The organism is Nocardioides carbamazepini, assembly GCF_024614185.1.
Lineage (GTDB): Bacteria > Actinomycetota > Actinomycetes > Propionibacteriales > Nocardioidaceae > Nocardioides > Nocardioides carbamazepini.
The window spans coordinates 716147-729020 of record NZ_JAHTLF010000018.1; the positions used below are offsets into that span (position 1 = coordinate 716147).

15 protein-coding genes are annotated in these 12874 nt (G+C 71.4%); 6 read left to right on the top strand and 9 right to left on the bottom strand.

Going from position 1 to position 12874, the window contains the following annotated elements; genetic code table 11:
• Positions 1-138: 138 nt before the first annotated feature.
• The 4 genes from KVF89_RS22080 to KVF89_RS30160 form a co-directional block, all read right to left on the bottom strand.
• Positions 139-1380 carry a M15 family metallopeptidase gene (locus KVF89_RS22080; protein ID WP_257428694.1) on the bottom strand — a complete coding sequence of 414 codons (1242 nt, stop codon included), beginning with the start codon at positions 1378-1380 and terminating at the stop codon, positions 139-141.
• A 61-nt stretch (positions 1381-1441) separates the two neighbouring features.
• Positions 1442-2005, bottom strand: a complete 564-nt coding sequence (locus tag KVF89_RS22085; RefSeq protein WP_257428696.1) for a TetR/AcrR family transcriptional regulator — start codon at positions 2003-2005, stop codon at positions 1442-1444.
• 71 nt (positions 2006-2076) lie between these two features.
• Positions 2077-2271: a ferredoxin gene (locus KVF89_RS22090; protein WP_257428698.1), complete on the bottom strand. Its 195-nt coding sequence runs from the start codon at positions 2269-2271 to the stop codon at positions 2077-2079.
• 4 nt (positions 2272-2275) lie between these two features.
• On the bottom strand, positions 2276-3775 hold the full coding sequence (locus KVF89_RS30160) for a fatty acid desaturase (RefSeq protein ID WP_273475411.1): 1500 nt from the start codon (positions 3773-3775) through the stop codon (positions 2276-2278).
• Between the two features lie 187 nt (positions 3776-3962).
• Here KVF89_RS30160 and KVF89_RS22105 point away from each other — a divergent pair, with 187 nt between their 5' ends.
• Both KVF89_RS22105 and KVF89_RS22110 read left to right on the top strand, forming a co-directional pair.
• A complete protein-coding gene (locus KVF89_RS22105; protein ID WP_257428700.1) occupies positions 3963-4211 on the top strand; it encodes a type II toxin-antitoxin system VapB family antitoxin in 249 nt (82 codons plus the stop codon).
• Entirely contained in the window at positions 4208-4597 is a 390-nt protein-coding gene (locus KVF89_RS22110) for a type II toxin-antitoxin system VapC family toxin (RefSeq protein WP_257428701.1), read from the top strand. Before KVF89_RS22105 ends, KVF89_RS22110 begins: the two co-directional genes overlap by 4 nt.
• A 4-nt stretch (positions 4598-4601) precedes the next feature.
• Here KVF89_RS22110 and KVF89_RS22115 read toward each other — a convergent pair whose 3' ends face one another.
• Positions 4602-5933, bottom strand: a complete 1332-nt coding sequence (locus KVF89_RS22115) for a cytochrome P450 (protein ID WP_257428703.1) — start codon at positions 5931-5933, stop codon at positions 4602-4604.
• On the bottom strand, positions 5920-6252 hold the full coding sequence (locus KVF89_RS22120) for a hypothetical protein (RefSeq protein WP_257428705.1): 333 nt from the start codon (positions 6250-6252) through the stop codon (positions 5920-5922). Before KVF89_RS22120 ends, KVF89_RS22115 begins: the two co-directional genes overlap by 14 nt.
• Before the next feature lie 182 nt (positions 6253-6434).
• On the opposite strand from KVF89_RS22120, the gene KVF89_RS22125 reads away from it, so the two are divergent.
• Both KVF89_RS22125 and KVF89_RS22130 read left to right on the top strand, forming a co-directional pair.
• A complete protein-coding gene (locus KVF89_RS22125; protein WP_257428713.1) occupies positions 6435-7679 on the top strand; it encodes a sensor histidine kinase in 1245 nt (414 codons plus the stop codon).
• Entirely contained in the window at positions 7676-8431 is a 756-nt protein-coding gene (locus KVF89_RS22130) for a response regulator transcription factor (protein WP_257428714.1), read from the top strand. Before KVF89_RS22125 ends, KVF89_RS22130 begins: the two co-directional genes overlap by 4 nt.
• A gap of 219 nt (positions 8432-8650) precedes the next feature.
• On the opposite strand, the gene KVF89_RS22135 is transcribed toward KVF89_RS22130, so the two are convergent.
• Genes KVF89_RS22135 through KVF89_RS22145 form a run of 3 tightly spaced genes read right to left on the bottom strand, consistent with a single transcriptional unit; the run spans position 8651 to position 11456 of the window.
• Positions 8651-10180, bottom strand: coding sequence for a flotillin family protein (locus KVF89_RS22135; RefSeq protein WP_257428717.1), 1530 nt, complete (start codon positions 10178-10180; stop codon positions 8651-8653).
• Positions 10181-10238: 58 nt separating this feature from the next.
• Positions 10239-10736 carry an NfeD C-terminal domain-containing protein gene (locus tag KVF89_RS22140; RefSeq protein ID WP_257428719.1) on the bottom strand — a complete coding sequence of 166 codons (498 nt, stop codon included), beginning with the start codon at positions 10734-10736 and terminating at the stop codon, positions 10239-10241.
• A gap of 54 nt (positions 10737-10790) precedes the next feature.
• On the bottom strand, positions 10791-11456 hold the full coding sequence (locus KVF89_RS22145) for a TetR/AcrR family transcriptional regulator (RefSeq protein ID WP_257428721.1): 666 nt from the start codon (positions 11454-11456) through the stop codon (positions 10791-10793).
• Between the two features lie 43 nt (positions 11457-11499).
• Here KVF89_RS22145 and KVF89_RS22150 point away from each other — a divergent pair, with 43 nt between their 5' ends.
• Together KVF89_RS22150 and KVF89_RS22155 are read left to right on the top strand one after the other, a co-directional pair.
• Entirely contained in the window at positions 11500-12219 is a 720-nt protein-coding gene (locus KVF89_RS22150; protein WP_257428723.1) for an NAD(P)-dependent oxidoreductase, read from the top strand.
• 51 nt (positions 12220-12270) lie between these two features.
• Positions 12271-12861 carry a TetR/AcrR family transcriptional regulator gene (locus tag KVF89_RS22155; protein ID WP_257428724.1) on the top strand — a complete coding sequence of 197 codons (591 nt, stop codon included), beginning with the start codon at positions 12271-12273 and terminating at the stop codon, positions 12859-12861.
• Positions 12862-12874 lie beyond the last annotated feature (13 nt).

Consider the following 12874-nt stretch of genomic DNA (forward strand, 5'->3'; position numbering starts at 1 on the left):
GAGCGACCGGAGCCGAGGAGACCGGCGCTTTCCGCCGCGCCGACGTCTTGCCGCCATGCGAACGCACCACCTACGGAAGTCGACTGCGCGCGCGGCAGCGTGGCGCGAGGAACGAGCGACACGCTCGCGCCATCCGACTCAGCCCGGATTGACGATGCGGGCCAGCTCGAAGTGCATCGGGTCGGTGTAGGCCCAGTCGCCGCCCCAGGCGAAGCCCCACTTCTTGAAGATCGCGACCACGACGCGGTCCATCTGGCCGACCGTGCCGCGCTGGTTGCCGGGGACGTTGAGGTCGAGCGCCAGGCCGAAGGAGTGGTTGGACAGCTGCGTGGAGCCGGCGATGAAGCGCGGGTAGTAGCAGCCGGCGTACTGCCCGGGGTCGATCTTGGAGCCGAGACCGCTCGTCTGGATCTCGCCGAGGGCCGCCTTGAGCTGCGGCATCATGTACTTGTTGCAGGTGACCCTCCCGAGGATCGGCACGGCCTCGGTCACGATGTGAGTACTGACCCAGGCCGGGTCAGGAGCGATCCGGCCGCCGCCGATGGGCGTGTAGCGGAAGACGCCGACGGCGTCGCTGAACGCGCCGACCGGGATGGCCTGCTGGTAGGTGCCGGGATCGATGCCGCTCTGGGCCACGATGTCGAGGGCGTTGATCGAGAAGCGGGTCGCGCCGAACGCCTTCTCGATCTTGTCCCGCACCACCTGCGGCGAGGAGAGGCCGGTGTTGATCAGCACCGCGTTGTCCTCGGGCAGCCCGAGCTCCTCACCCCACTTGCTGTTGACGACCGCGTCGATGCCGTCGACGCCGCCGGGCGACCACGAGCCGACGTGGATCTTCCGCTCCTCGACGTCGAGGTAGCCGTTGCCGTCGATCGGCAGGTCCTTCTGCAGCCGGTCGGCGACGGCGATCTCGCCGCCGGCCACGCGGTCCCACTGCGGCTGGAAGGGGGCCGCGTCGGGGCCGGTGAACCGGCGGAACTCGCCCGGGTCGACGGCGGCGATGTTGAAGAGCTTGTTCTCCATGGAGAACTGGCCGTAGGAGAGCTGGGTGTACGCCGCCACGCCCGGCTTGCCCCGCACCGTGACGCCGGTGATGGTGGCGAGATCCTCCGGCGCGATGGTGTCCTCCGCGACGAGGAGCAGGTCGTCGCCGTACTGCTTGCCGTCGAAGGCGCCCGGCGGCTCGACCGCGTGCTCTGGGTCGGCGACGGCGGCGGTGGGGGCGCCGGACGTGCTGGCCGCGGCCTCGCTCGGGTCGGCCCTGTCGTCCTTCTCGGCGACCTTCTCGGGAGAGCCGCACGCGGTGAGCGCGAGGAGGGCAGCACCGGCCGCGAGCCCGACCGTCGGCCGGGCCCCCAGGGCGCGTCGCACCAACCCCATGGTCCCTTCCCTCCGCCGGTCCACCCGGCAGTCCTCCCGAGGCGAGGGTAGTACGTCGAGTTCAGCCGAGGACGTGTTCGGCGATCCAGGCGATGTCGTCGGCGGTGCGGGCCGGCGCGGCGGAAGGCTGCATGACGTGGCTCAGCACCAGCCGCACCACCATGTCGATGCTCGCGTCCAGGCGCTCGGGAGCCAGCTTGACGTCGTACGCCGCGACGCGGTCGGCGACGACCAGCTTGGCGCCCTCGAGGAGGTACTCCGCGTGGGTGGTCAGCAGGGGCAGCAGCTCCGTGTCGGCGCCGTGGGTCGCGGACACCACCGCGTGCAGGAGCGCGTTGTCCTCGGCGTACTTGAGCACGCGGCGCGCCGAGTCGCGGATCGCCGAGATCAGGTCGTCGGGGTTCTCGTCGAAGGAGCGGGTCACGCCCGCGAGGAAGCGGTCCAGCTCGCGCAGCACCATCGCCTCGGCGAGGTCGTTCTTGGTGCCGATCTCGTTGTAGACCGTCTGCCGGCTCACGCCGACCTCGTCGGCGAGCCGCGCCATCGTCACCTTCGCCCACCCCGACGTGGTGGTGAGCTCGACGGCTGCCTCCAGCAGACGGTCGCGGAGGGTCGGGGTGGCCACGCCGGTCAGGGTAGCCACCCGCTCCGCCAGCGCCCGCGTCCGATCCGCGAGGAGGGACATCGGCGTCCGCGTCACCCGTCGAGGGTGAGCGCGAGCACCGGGCAGGCCTGCACGGCGGCGTACACGTGGGCCCGGTCGCTCTCCGGCGGGGTGTCGTCGAGGATGGCGACCTTGTCCTCGTCCTCGTCCACCTCGAAGTAGTCGTTGGCCATGGCCTCGCACATGCCGAGGCCCTCACACTTGTCGATGTCGACGGAGATCTTCACGGCACTAGGCTCCGATCTTCTCGGGGTCGAAGGGGACGAAGTCGATCTTCTCGCGGACACCGCAGTCGGGGCAGCACCACTCGTCGGGGATCTCGGCCCAGGCGGTGCCGGCGGCGAAGCCCTCGTGCTCGTCGCCCACGGCGACCTCGTAGACATAGGAGCAGCCGGGGCACTTCGCGGCCAGCACCTCGCCGACGAACCTCTGCGCGAACAGGTCCTCCTTGTGCACGTCGTGCACGGCCGGCGGCGGGAACCTGCGCAGGTACTTCGCCTCCTTGCCCGGCTTGATGTTCGCCAGGGTGACGTCGCCGTCGAGGTGCTCGACCACCCGATGGTCCATCACCCTGCGCCACAGCGGCGGGAAGAGCGCGAGCGTCAGCATGCCGGCGTACCCGGTCGGCAGGGCCGGGGACTCCTTGAAGTCGCGCAACGTCTGGTAGCGCCGCGTGGGGTTGGCGTGGTGGTCGCTGTGGCGCTGCAGGTGGTAGAGGAAGATGTTGGTGACGATGTTGTTGCTGTTCCAGCTGTGCATCGGCAGGACCCGCTCGTAGCGCTGCTTCTCGCCCACCTTCTGGCGCTTCATGCCGTAGTGCTCGAGGTAGTTGATGATCTCCAGCAGCGAGAAGCCGAACACGATCGTGATGAGGGCGTACGGCGCGATGCTCCAGCCGTACAGCGCGAACATCGCGCCGTAGAGGACCGCGGACATCAGCCAGGCGTTGAGCACGTCGTTGCCGATGTGGAAGGGGTGCGTCCCCTTGCGGCGGTAGCGCTTGGCCTCGACCTCCCAGCCGGACTTCAGCGAGCCGCTGACCGTGCGCGGCCAGAACTCCCAGAAGGACTCGCCGAGACGGCTGGACGCGGGGTCCTCGGGGGTGGCGACGCGGACGTGGTGGCCACGGTTGTGCTCGATGTAGAAGTGGCCGTAGAAGGTCGGCGCGAGCGCGATCTTCGACAGCCAGCGCTCGACCTCCTCCTTCTTGTGACCGAGCTCGTGGGCGGTGTTGATGGCGATGCCCTGGACGCCGGCGATGGACACGGCGAGGAAGACCTTCTCGTACCAGGTCATCGAGACGTCGCGCACGAGCGCGGAGCCGAGGTTGTCGCTGACCCAGCTGGTCGCCCCGACCAGGTCGGTGAACCAGGCGATCGGGTTGGTGCCGGCGATCAGCGCGAAGCCCGCGAGGAGGATGAGGAACTGCAGCGGGATGTACAGGTAGACGACCCAGCGGTAGTACCGGTCGTTCTCGAGCTGCTCCATCATGTCGTCCGGCGGGTTCGACGGGTCCAGGCCGAAGGCGAGGTCGAGCAGCGGGATGAGGACGTTGACGAGGATCGGTCCGGCCAGCAGCAGCCACACCCAGTCGGTGTAGAGCCAGGCGACCACCGCCGCGATGCCGAGTCCGGGCACCATCAGGCCGAGCAGCCACAGGTACCGCTTCTTGTCCCTCCACTGCTCGGTGGATCCCTCGGGAACGGTCGCACCGACGGTCGATCCGGTCATCTCTTGCCTCCTTGCGCTCGGCAGCACTGCCGCTTGACAAGAAGGTAGGACTTGTAAAGCCGTTTGACAAGAGGGGTGCACTTGTAAAGTGCGTCCGGTCAAGCGACGGGCGCCGTCCCTGACCGCGGGCAGGAGGTATCCCTGTGGGAAGACTGCCAGGAAGAAAGGTTCCTGATATTCTTCCTACATGGCCCTCAACATCAAGGATCCCGAGACCGACCGGCTCGCGCGCGAGCTCGCGGCTCGCATGGGCACGTCGATCACCGAGGCGCTCAAGGCCGCACTGAAGGACCGCTTGGCACGCTCGGCTCCTCGTGTGGACGTCGTCTATGCCGACCTGATCGCGATCGGCGAGCGAGGTCGGCGGCGGGCCAACCGGAGCGATCTCAGCGCCGAGGAGATCGTGGGGTACGACGAGCACGGGCTCCCCGTGTGATCGCCGTCGACACCTCCGCCCTCGTGGCGGTCGTCCTGGGCGAGCCGGAGTTGGAGCGGTTCAGCGCGATCCTGTCGCGCGGTCCGGTCGTCGTGTCAGCGGCGACGCTGACGGAGGCTGCCCTGGTACTGCATGCGCGACAGGGTGCCGATGCGGTGCAGGACCTGCGACAACTGGTCGCCCGGGCAGAGATCGATGTTCGTCCGGTCGACGCCGAGCTCGGGTGGGCGGCCCACACCGCATGGGAGCGGTTCGGGAAGGGCCGGCATCCCGCCGCGCTCAACTTCGGCGACTGCTTCTCCTACGCGCTGGCCAAGACCCTTGCCGTTCCCCTGCTCTTCAAGGGCAACGACTTCGCGCAGACCGACCTCACCGCGGCAGTGTGACCCCTCACGCCGTGACGGCCGCCGAGGTGCGCACCGGCAGTCGCTCGAACCCTCGCAGCACCCGGGTTCCGCGCCGCTCCGGCCGGCCGGCGACGTGGAGGTCGGGATAGCGCTCGTAGAGCGCCCGCAGCGCGACCGCGGTCTCGAGCCGGGCCAGGCTGGCACCGAGGCAGAAGTGCACGCCGGCGGAGAACGCGAGGTGCTGGTCGGCGTTCGTGCGGGTGACGTCGAAGGTGCCGGGATCGGCGAAGACCGCGGGGTCGCGGTTGGCGCCGCCGAGGTAGAGCAGGATCCCGTGTCCCGGCGCGAACCTCTTGCCCGCGACCTCGGTCTCGCGCAGCGCGATCCGCAAGGTGAGCTGCACCGGCGACTGGTGCCGCAGCACCTCGTCGACCGCGTTGCCCCAGCCGTCCGGGTTCTCCTGCAGCCAGCGCAGCTGGTCGGAATGCCCGTCGAGCATCGCGACCGCGTTGCCGATCAGGTTGACGGTGGTCTCGAAGCCGGCGGCCAGCACGAGCAGGCCGACCTGGTGCAGCTCGACCGGGTCGAGCCGGTCCTCCCCGTCGAGGAGGGTGAGCTGGCTGATCAGGTCGTCGCCCGGGTCGGCGGCGATCCGCTCGACGTGGCCACGGAACCACGTGTGCATCTCGCGCAGCGCGACCTCCGCGCGACGGAACTGCCGCCAGGAGAGGCCGGGGTCGAGGGTCACCGCGGCCTCGTTGCCGAGCGCGAGGAGCCGGTCGCGGTCCTGCTCCGGTACGCCGAGGAGGTCGGCGATCACGGTGACCGGCAGCTGGGAGGCGTAGCGCTCGATGAGGTCGAATTCCTCGGCCCCGGCCAGCTCGGCGAGCAGATCGCCGGCCACAGCACCGACGCGATCGCCCATCCGCCCGACCTTGCGGGCGGTGAAGGCGCGGGCGACCTGCTTGCGATAGCGGGTGTGCAGCGGCGGGTCGACCGCCAGCATCGACGGCGGGTCGACCGGGCCCAGGGTGTCGGGATCGAGCACCTTGTGGTGCAGCCAGCGCAGCGGCTTCGGCAGCTCGCCCTGGCCACCGGCCGTGCCGAAGGCGTCGCTGCGGAGCACCTCGTTGCACACCGCATGGTCGACACTCGCCGAGATCAGGTCGTTGGCGCCGATCGGCCCCCGTGCCCGCAGCTCCTCGTACGCCGGGAACGGGTCCACGCGCAGGGCCGGGTCCATCACCATCCGGCTGATCAGGTCCCCCTTGCGGGCGCCGCGCTGGATGAGCGCGCGCTGGAGACCGTGCGCCAGGACCCACGCGGCGAAGGAGCGCGGCAGGTCGGCGGAGCGTGCGACGTCAGGCGACCGCATGCGTCGTACCCAACCCCTCGGCGGGCCCCTTGTCCAGGCCTTCGACCGGCGCCTCGTCCAGCACCCGGAGCACTCCGCGGCCGCGGTCGGCCAGCCGGCGGCGCTGCTCCTCGAGCACCCGTTCCGGCAGATGGGTGTCGAGCTGGGTGCTGACGGCGAGTCGCCAGCGGTAGCGCAGGGCGGCGCGCAGGCCGTCCCGGTCGCCGAAGATGTCGGCGAGCTCGTCGGTCCAGGGGAGCTCGGGCCGGTCGGCCGCCCAGAGCTCCTGCTCGACGGCCCGCAGGGCCTGCCAGCGGCGGTGGGTCTCGGTCCAGGTCATCGTCCTCACCGACCTCTCTGTCGTCGGGATGGATGGCGTTCGGAGGGGATGGGTCGACCGTAGGCGGCGCGGCGGGCGCGGACATCAGCCGACGGCAGGCTCTGCGCGTCCTACCAGGGGAGGAGGGCGCGGACCTCCCGCGGCGGGATGACCGGGCACGCCGGGCTCCCTACGCTGTTGTCATGCTGCGCTGGTTGCGCGCCGGGATCGAGGCCAACCTCGACCGGCACCAGATCCTCTACCCCTGGTGGGTCCCCCTGGCCTCCCACCTGGGCCAGGTGGCCTCCGTGCTCGTCGCTCTCGTGCTGCGCGACGCGCTCTGGCCGCTCGACCCGCTGCTGATCTGCGTGCCGCTGGTCATGGTCACGCCGCTCGTCCAGTTCACCACCAACCGCTGGCTGCCGTGGTGGGTCGACATCTCCGGCAGCGTGCTCGCCGCCGTGCTGCTGCTGTCCCGTCCCCCCGAAGGCGTGCTCGACCTCGCCCCCGTGCTGCTGGCCCTGGCCACGGCCGAGATCACCGCGCGCGACGGGCTGCGCGAGGGGCTCGCGGTCGCTGCCATCGGGCAGGCGGTGGTCGTCGCGGCCGCCGTCGGCCCCGGCCTCGCCGGCGCGCCGCTCTACACCTTCGAGCTGCTGCTGGGCTTCGTCATCGGCGCCATGCTGCTGTGGCAGATGCGGGCCCTGATCGCGGAGCGACGCGCCCGGGAGCAGGCCTGGGACCGGGCGACGACGGCGGAGCGGGAGCGGATCGCCCGCGAGATCCACGACCTCGTCGCGCACTCACTGAGCATCTCCCTGCTCCAGGTCACCGGTGCCCGACGCGCGCTGCGCGACGTACGTGAGGCGTCCGGCCCGGAGGAGACCGCGGAGGCGGTCGCCGAGGTCGACGCCGCGCTCGCCGACGCCGAGCAGGTCGGCCGCCGCGCCATGGGCGACATCCGCCGCGCGGTGAGCGCGATGGCCGACGGCACCGCCGAGCGCCACGCCCTGCCCACCGGCAGCGACATCGCCGCGCTGGTGCGGCAGATGGCCGGAGCCGGGCTGGCCGTCGAGTACGACGAGCAGGGGGATCCCGCCGCCCTGCCGGCCGCCGCCGGGCTCGGCCTCTACCGGATCGCGCAGGAGTCCCTGACCAACGTGGTCAAGCACGCCGGCGCCGACGCGCAGGTCCGGGTGCGGTTCTCCGTGACCGGGGCCCGCGCCCGGCTCCGGGTCACCAATCCCCTGCCCGCCGGGCGGCCCCGCCCCGACGAGCTCGGCTCCGGCCTCGCCGGGATGCAGGCCCGGGCGGCCCAGCTCGGTGCGCGGCTCGACGCCGGCCCGACGGGCGGCGACTGGGTGGTCGACGTACGACTGGGCGGACCGGCGCGGTCCGGCTTCGAGCTGCCCTGCGGGCACACGCTGTGGAAGGCGGAGACAGCATGACCACCCCACGAGGTGCTACTCCTCCGCTGCGCTCCTCCGAACAGCTTCGCAAGGACCCGGGTCAGAGCGAGCCCGCGTTGAAGGTCGTGCTCGTCGACGACCAGGACCTGGTCCGCTCCGGCCTGCGCCGGATCCTGCGCAGGCGCGACGGCTTCGAGATCGTCGCCGAGTGCACCGACGGCGGCGAGGTGCCTGCCACCCTCGACGCCCTGGGCGAGGACGGCGTCGACGTGGTCGTGATGGACCTGCGGATGCGGACCGTCGACGGCATCACCGCGACCCGGGCGGTGGTGGAGGCGGACGGGCCGCCGGTGCTGGTGCTCACCACCTTCGACGACGACGAGATGCTGTCCGGCGCCCTGCGGGCCGGCGCGTCGGGCTTCCTGCTCAAGGACTCCTCGGCTGACGACCTGATCCGCGCGGTCCGCACCGTCGCCGAGGGCGGCAGCTGGCTCGATCCCGCGGTCACCGGCCGCGTCCTCGACCGGTTCCGGACCTTCGCCCCTGCCCCGGTGGCGGCGGTCCCCGGCGCCGTCGACCCGCTCACCGCCCGCGAGCGCGAGGTGCTCCGCGCGATCGCCCTGGGCCGCAGCAACGGCGAGATCGCCGCCGAGCTGGTCATCTCCGAGCTCACGGTCAAGAGCCACGTCGGCCGGATCTTCACCAAGCTCGGCCTGCGCGACCGGCCGGCCGCGATCGTGTACGCCTACGAGCACGGGCTGGCCGCGCCCCACCGCCCCGGCGCGAACTGAGCCCAGATCCCCGCCGACCCGGCGCAGATTGAACGCAGACGCACATCGACCCGGCGCAGATTGAACTCTCGCGAGCTCAATCTGCGCCGGGTCGGGGCAGTTCCTGATTCAATCTGAGCCGGGTCGGCGTCCTCCCTGATTCAATCTGAGCCGGGTCGGCGTCCTCCCTGATTCAATCTGAGCCGGGTCGGCGTGATCTCAGATTCAGACTGCGCCGGGTCAGGGAGTGTCGGGACCGTCCACGGCGGGCGGCACCTCGGTGGCCCCGACGGCCCCGACGGCCCCGCCGACCGACTTCTTGATCAGGGCCTCGAGGTCGAGGCCGGTCGAGGTCTTCAGCATCTGCAGGGTCTGCGTGACGTTCTCGGTGACCTGCCTGGGCAGCGCGCCGGCACCGTCGGTGGAGAGCACCGTGAGCTGGTCGATCGCGGCGATCGGCGAGGCGACCTCCTTCGCGATCTGCGGGAGCACCTCGATCAGCATCTGGAGCACCGCGGCGTCGTTGTAGTGGGCGAACGCCTCGGCCCGCTTGTCCATCGCCTCCGCCTCGGCCTGACCGATCGCGAGGGTCGCCGCGGCCTGCGCCTCACCCTCGGCCCGGGTGGCGTCGGCCTCGGCCAGACGGCGGCCCTTCTCGGCCTCACCGCGCTTGAGACCCTCGATCGCATCGGCCTCGGCGAGCGCGGCACGCCGCGCCTTCTCGGCCTCACCGCTGAGCTTGGTCTCCTCCGCCTTGGCCTGCGCGGCCGCGATGGTGGCGGCCTTGCGGGCGTCGGCCGCCGCGATCTCCGAGGTACGCCGGGCCTCGGCCTCCTGCTCGACGCGGTAGCGCTCGGCGTCGGCCGGCTTACGGACCTGGGTCTCGAGCTGGCGCTCGGTCAGCGCCGCCTGCTGGACGGCGACCTTCTCCTGCTCGGCGAAGATCGCCTGGTCGCGCTCGGCCTGGGCCAGCGGGCCCGACGCGGCGGCCTGGGCCGAGGCCGCGTCGGTCTCGGCCTTGATCTCGGCCTGCTTGAGCGCGAGCGTGCGGTGGGCGATGGCGATCTCCTGCTCCGCGGCGATCTGCGCCTGCTCGGCCGCCTGGCGGGCGTTGGCCTCGGCGATCGCGGCGGCCTGCTGGATGCGGGCGGCCTCGGGCCGGCCGAGGTCGGCGAGGTAGGTGCCGTCGTCGGTGACGTCTTGGATCTGGAAGGCGTCCAGGATCAGGCCCTGGCCGGTCAGCGAGGACTCCGACTCGTCGGCGACCCGCTGCGCGAACGCGGCCCGGTCGCGGATGATCTGCTCGACGGTCAGGCCGCCGACGATCGAGCGCAGCGCGCCGGCGAGCACCTCCTGGGTGAAGGTCTCGATGTCGCCCTGCTGGCTGAGGAAGCGCTGCGCGCCGAGCCGGATCTGGTCGGCGTTGCCGCCGACCTTGACGATCGCGACGCCGTCGAGGTTGAGCTTGATGCCCTGACCGGAGACAGCACCGCGGATCTGCACCGAGATCCGGCGGCTGGAGAGGTCCATCGTGGCGAGCTTCTGGACGAACGGGATGACGAAGACGCCGCCGCCGAGCACGACCTTCTGGCCGGACAGATCGGTGGTGAGCTCCCCGGTCTCGGGGTTGATCACCGCCTTGCCCTTGCGCCCGGTGACGATGAACGCCTGGTTGGGGCCGGCCACCTTGTAGCGGCTGGTGACCAGCAGCACGAGGAGGACCAGCAGGACCACGATGCCGGCGATCGGCACCAGGACGTCGGTGTTCACAGCGATGACTTCCGTTCTTCAGGGGCGTGGGGAGGGAGGGAGGTGGGGGCGCCGTGGCTCACGGCTGCCAGATCTCGGTGACGCTCACCGCGGTCGGGGAGAGCACGCCGGTCACGTTGACCTCGGTGCCGGCCTCGATGGGCTGGTGGGCGGAGGCGTTGAGGCGCATCGGGTGGCCGCCGACGACGACCCGCACGACGCCGTACCCCTCGCCGGGGATGTCGGTCACGACCTTGGCGACCAGGCCGACGCTGTCGCTGATCGACACCGTGCCGTCGCTGGGGCTGTCCTTGAGCACCCGGGTCAGCCACCACGCGAACCAGCCGACCACCAGGCCACAGCCGGCGCCGATGGCGAGCGAGGCGGGGAGGGGCAGGCCGGCACCGTCGGAGGCCGCGCCGCCGAACCCGAAGGCGGACACGAAGCCGCCGATCACGGCCGAGGAGATCCAGTCGGCCTCGAGCGCGTCGAACGCGCCGTCGAGGAGGTCCCCGGCGAGCAGGGACACCGCGAGCAGGACGAGCCCGGCGATGCCGAGGACGAGGAAGACGGTCACGTGGGCTCCGGGGACGCGGGGACGGACTCCGGATCGTATCCGGCGAGCCCCCCGTCAAACCGCCGAGCCGCCGCCCTCGACCAAGCGGGCCAGGCCGTCGAGGATCAGGTCGAGCCCGAAGGTGAACTCCGCTCGGTAGTCGTAGTCGGGCCGCAGGGCGTGCTCGGTGATCAGCTCGGCGAGGTGGGGGTACGCGCCGTCGGGCATCGCCTCCGCGATGCCGGAGGCCACGTCCTCGACCTCGCCCGGCGTCTCGAACGGCAGGTTCACCTCGGTGATCACGAAGCCGTAGACGTAGGCGTCGACGACCGAGAAGGCGTGCGCGGCGTCGGCGACCGAGAAGCCGCCGCGGCGCAGCGCGCCGAGGACGGTGTCGAGGTGCCGGAGCAGGGCCGCTCCCGGCGTCCGCCGGGACTCGATCAGGCCGACGCCCCACGGATGGGCCGCCAGGCGGGTCCGCGCCGAGAGCGAGCGACGGCGCAGGGCCGGGCGCCAGGCCTCGTCGGTCTCGGGCAGGTCGATGCCGTCGAAGACCCAGTCGACGAGCGCGTCGAGCAGGGCCTCCTTGTTGGCGATGTGGTGGTAGAGCGACATCGCCTCGACGCCGAGCTCCTTGCCCACGTTGCGCATGCTCACCGCGCCGATGCCGCTGCGGTCCGCGACCGCGACCGCCGCCCCGACGATGCGCTCGGGCGTGAGGGGGATGCGCGCGCCGGCCATGGCGGCACTTTACAACCGTAAGGACGAGCACTACTCTCCTTACATGCGTAAGGTTGATTCTCCGGACAGCACCCGGCCGCGCCGCGTGTGCATCGTCGGCGGCTCCGGCAAGCTCGGACGCCACCTGATCCACCACTGCCTCGACCAGGGGTACGACGTCGTCGCGGTCTGCCGCGAGAAGAGCGTCGGCAAGCTCGCCGACCTGGCCGACCGGATCACGATCGTCGCGGGACCGACCGACGACCGAGATGTGATCGCCCGGGCCGTCGCCGGCTGCGACGGCGTCCTCGCGATCCTGGTGCCGTTCGGCATGCACGGCTACGCCAGCGGCACCGCGCAGGCGGTGCTCGACCACGCCGAGCCGGGCGCCCGCCTGGTGTTCTCCTGCGGCTGGCACGTCCCTCGTGACAGCGGAGACCACTACACCCGGCGGTTCCGGGCGATGGTGCGCACGCTCACCCTCGCCGCGCGACTGATCCGGTTCGCCGACATCGACGACCAGCTCGAGGCGGCCCGGCGGATCTTCGCCAGCGCGACCCGCTGGACCCTGGTCCGCGGGAGCGACCTGGAGGAGGGCCCGTCCGAGGGCCTGCCGGTGTGGGCCCGGCACGTCGGCGATCCGCTGCTGGAGAGCAACCTGACCCGTCGTACCGACTTCGCGCTGTTCATGGTCACGGCGCTCGACGACGACGAGCTGGTCCACGAGGCACCGGCGATCGTCGGCTGCCGGGCGGCGTCCGCACTCCGTCACCGGGCCGCGTGACGGTGGTCACAAAGTTGCACCAGGCGCGCATGTAGTGCAAAGATGCACTCCATGCCCGACTTGTGCAGTCCCAACCGCCGTGAGGCGAAGCGCGTCCAGACCGCGCTCCGGCTCCAGGAGTGCGGGCTGCAGCTGACTCTCGAGAAGGGCTTCGACGGCTGGACGATCGACGACCTCGCCGTCGCGGCCGACGTGTCGCGCCGGACCGTGTTCAACTACTTCGACGGCAAGGCCGATGTCGTCCTCGGACCCGGCATCGAGGTGGACCAGGCGAAGGTCGACGCCTTCGTCGCGGGCGGCCCGACCGGCCGGCTCTTCGACGACCTGATCGAGCTCGCCCACGAGGCGGTCCGCGACCGGACCGACGAGCACCTGATCTCGTTGCTCCGCGACGCCGTGGTCACCGACCCCCGGCTGCTGGCCCTGGTCCACACCCGCCTCGAGGAGGCCGCGACCGGTTTCGCCGAATGCGTGCGCCAGCGCGAGGGGGACGACTTCCCGTCGCTGCAGTCCCGGCTGCTGCTGAAGCTGCTGCTCACCTTCTTCGACAACGCCCTCGACCGGACCGCCGAGGATCCGGACCGCACCTTCTCCGAGCACTTCGACGCGACGGTCGCCGACGCCCGCAGCGCCCTCGCCTGACCCATCGCCCCAC

What these genes read in the sequence shown, in the direction of transcription:
- KVF89_RS22145 (WP_257428721.1), bottom strand. Translation starts at nt 11,456, where the DNA reads ATGGCCGGCGCGCGCATCCCCCTCACGCCCGAGCGCATCGTCGGGGCG.
- KVF89_RS22080 (WP_257428694.1), bottom strand. Translation starts at nt 1,380, where the DNA reads ATGGGGTTGGTGCGACGCGCCCTGGGGGCCCGGCCGACGGTCGGGCTC.
- KVF89_RS22120 (WP_257428705.1), bottom strand. Translation starts at nt 6,252, where the DNA reads ATGACCTGGACCGAGACCCACCGCCGCTGGCAGGCCCTGCGGGCCGTC.
- KVF89_RS22155 (WP_257428724.1), top strand. Translation starts at nt 12,271, where the DNA reads ATGCCCGACTTGTGCAGTCCCAACCGCCGTGAGGCGAAGCGCGTCCAG.
- KVF89_RS22125 (WP_257428713.1), top strand. Translation starts at nt 6,435, where the DNA reads ATGCTGCGCTGGTTGCGCGCCGGGATCGAGGCCAACCTCGACCGGCAC.
- KVF89_RS30160 (WP_273475411.1), bottom strand. Translation starts at nt 3,775, where the DNA reads ATGACCGGATCGACCGTCGGTGCGACCGTTCCCGAGGGATCCACCGAG.
- KVF89_RS22105 (WP_257428700.1), top strand. Translation starts at nt 3,963, where the DNA reads ATGGCCCTCAACATCAAGGATCCCGAGACCGACCGGCTCGCGCGCGAG.
- KVF89_RS22130 (WP_257428714.1), top strand. Translation starts at nt 7,676, where the DNA reads ATGACCACCCCACGAGGTGCTACTCCTCCGCTGCGCTCCTCCGAACAG.
- KVF89_RS22115 (WP_257428703.1), bottom strand. Translation starts at nt 5,933, where the DNA reads ATGCGGTCGCCTGACGTCGCACGCTCCGCCGACCTGCCGCGCTCCTTC.
- KVF89_RS22150 (WP_257428723.1), top strand. Translation starts at nt 11,500, where the DNA reads ATGCGTAAGGTTGATTCTCCGGACAGCACCCGGCCGCGCCGCGTGTGC.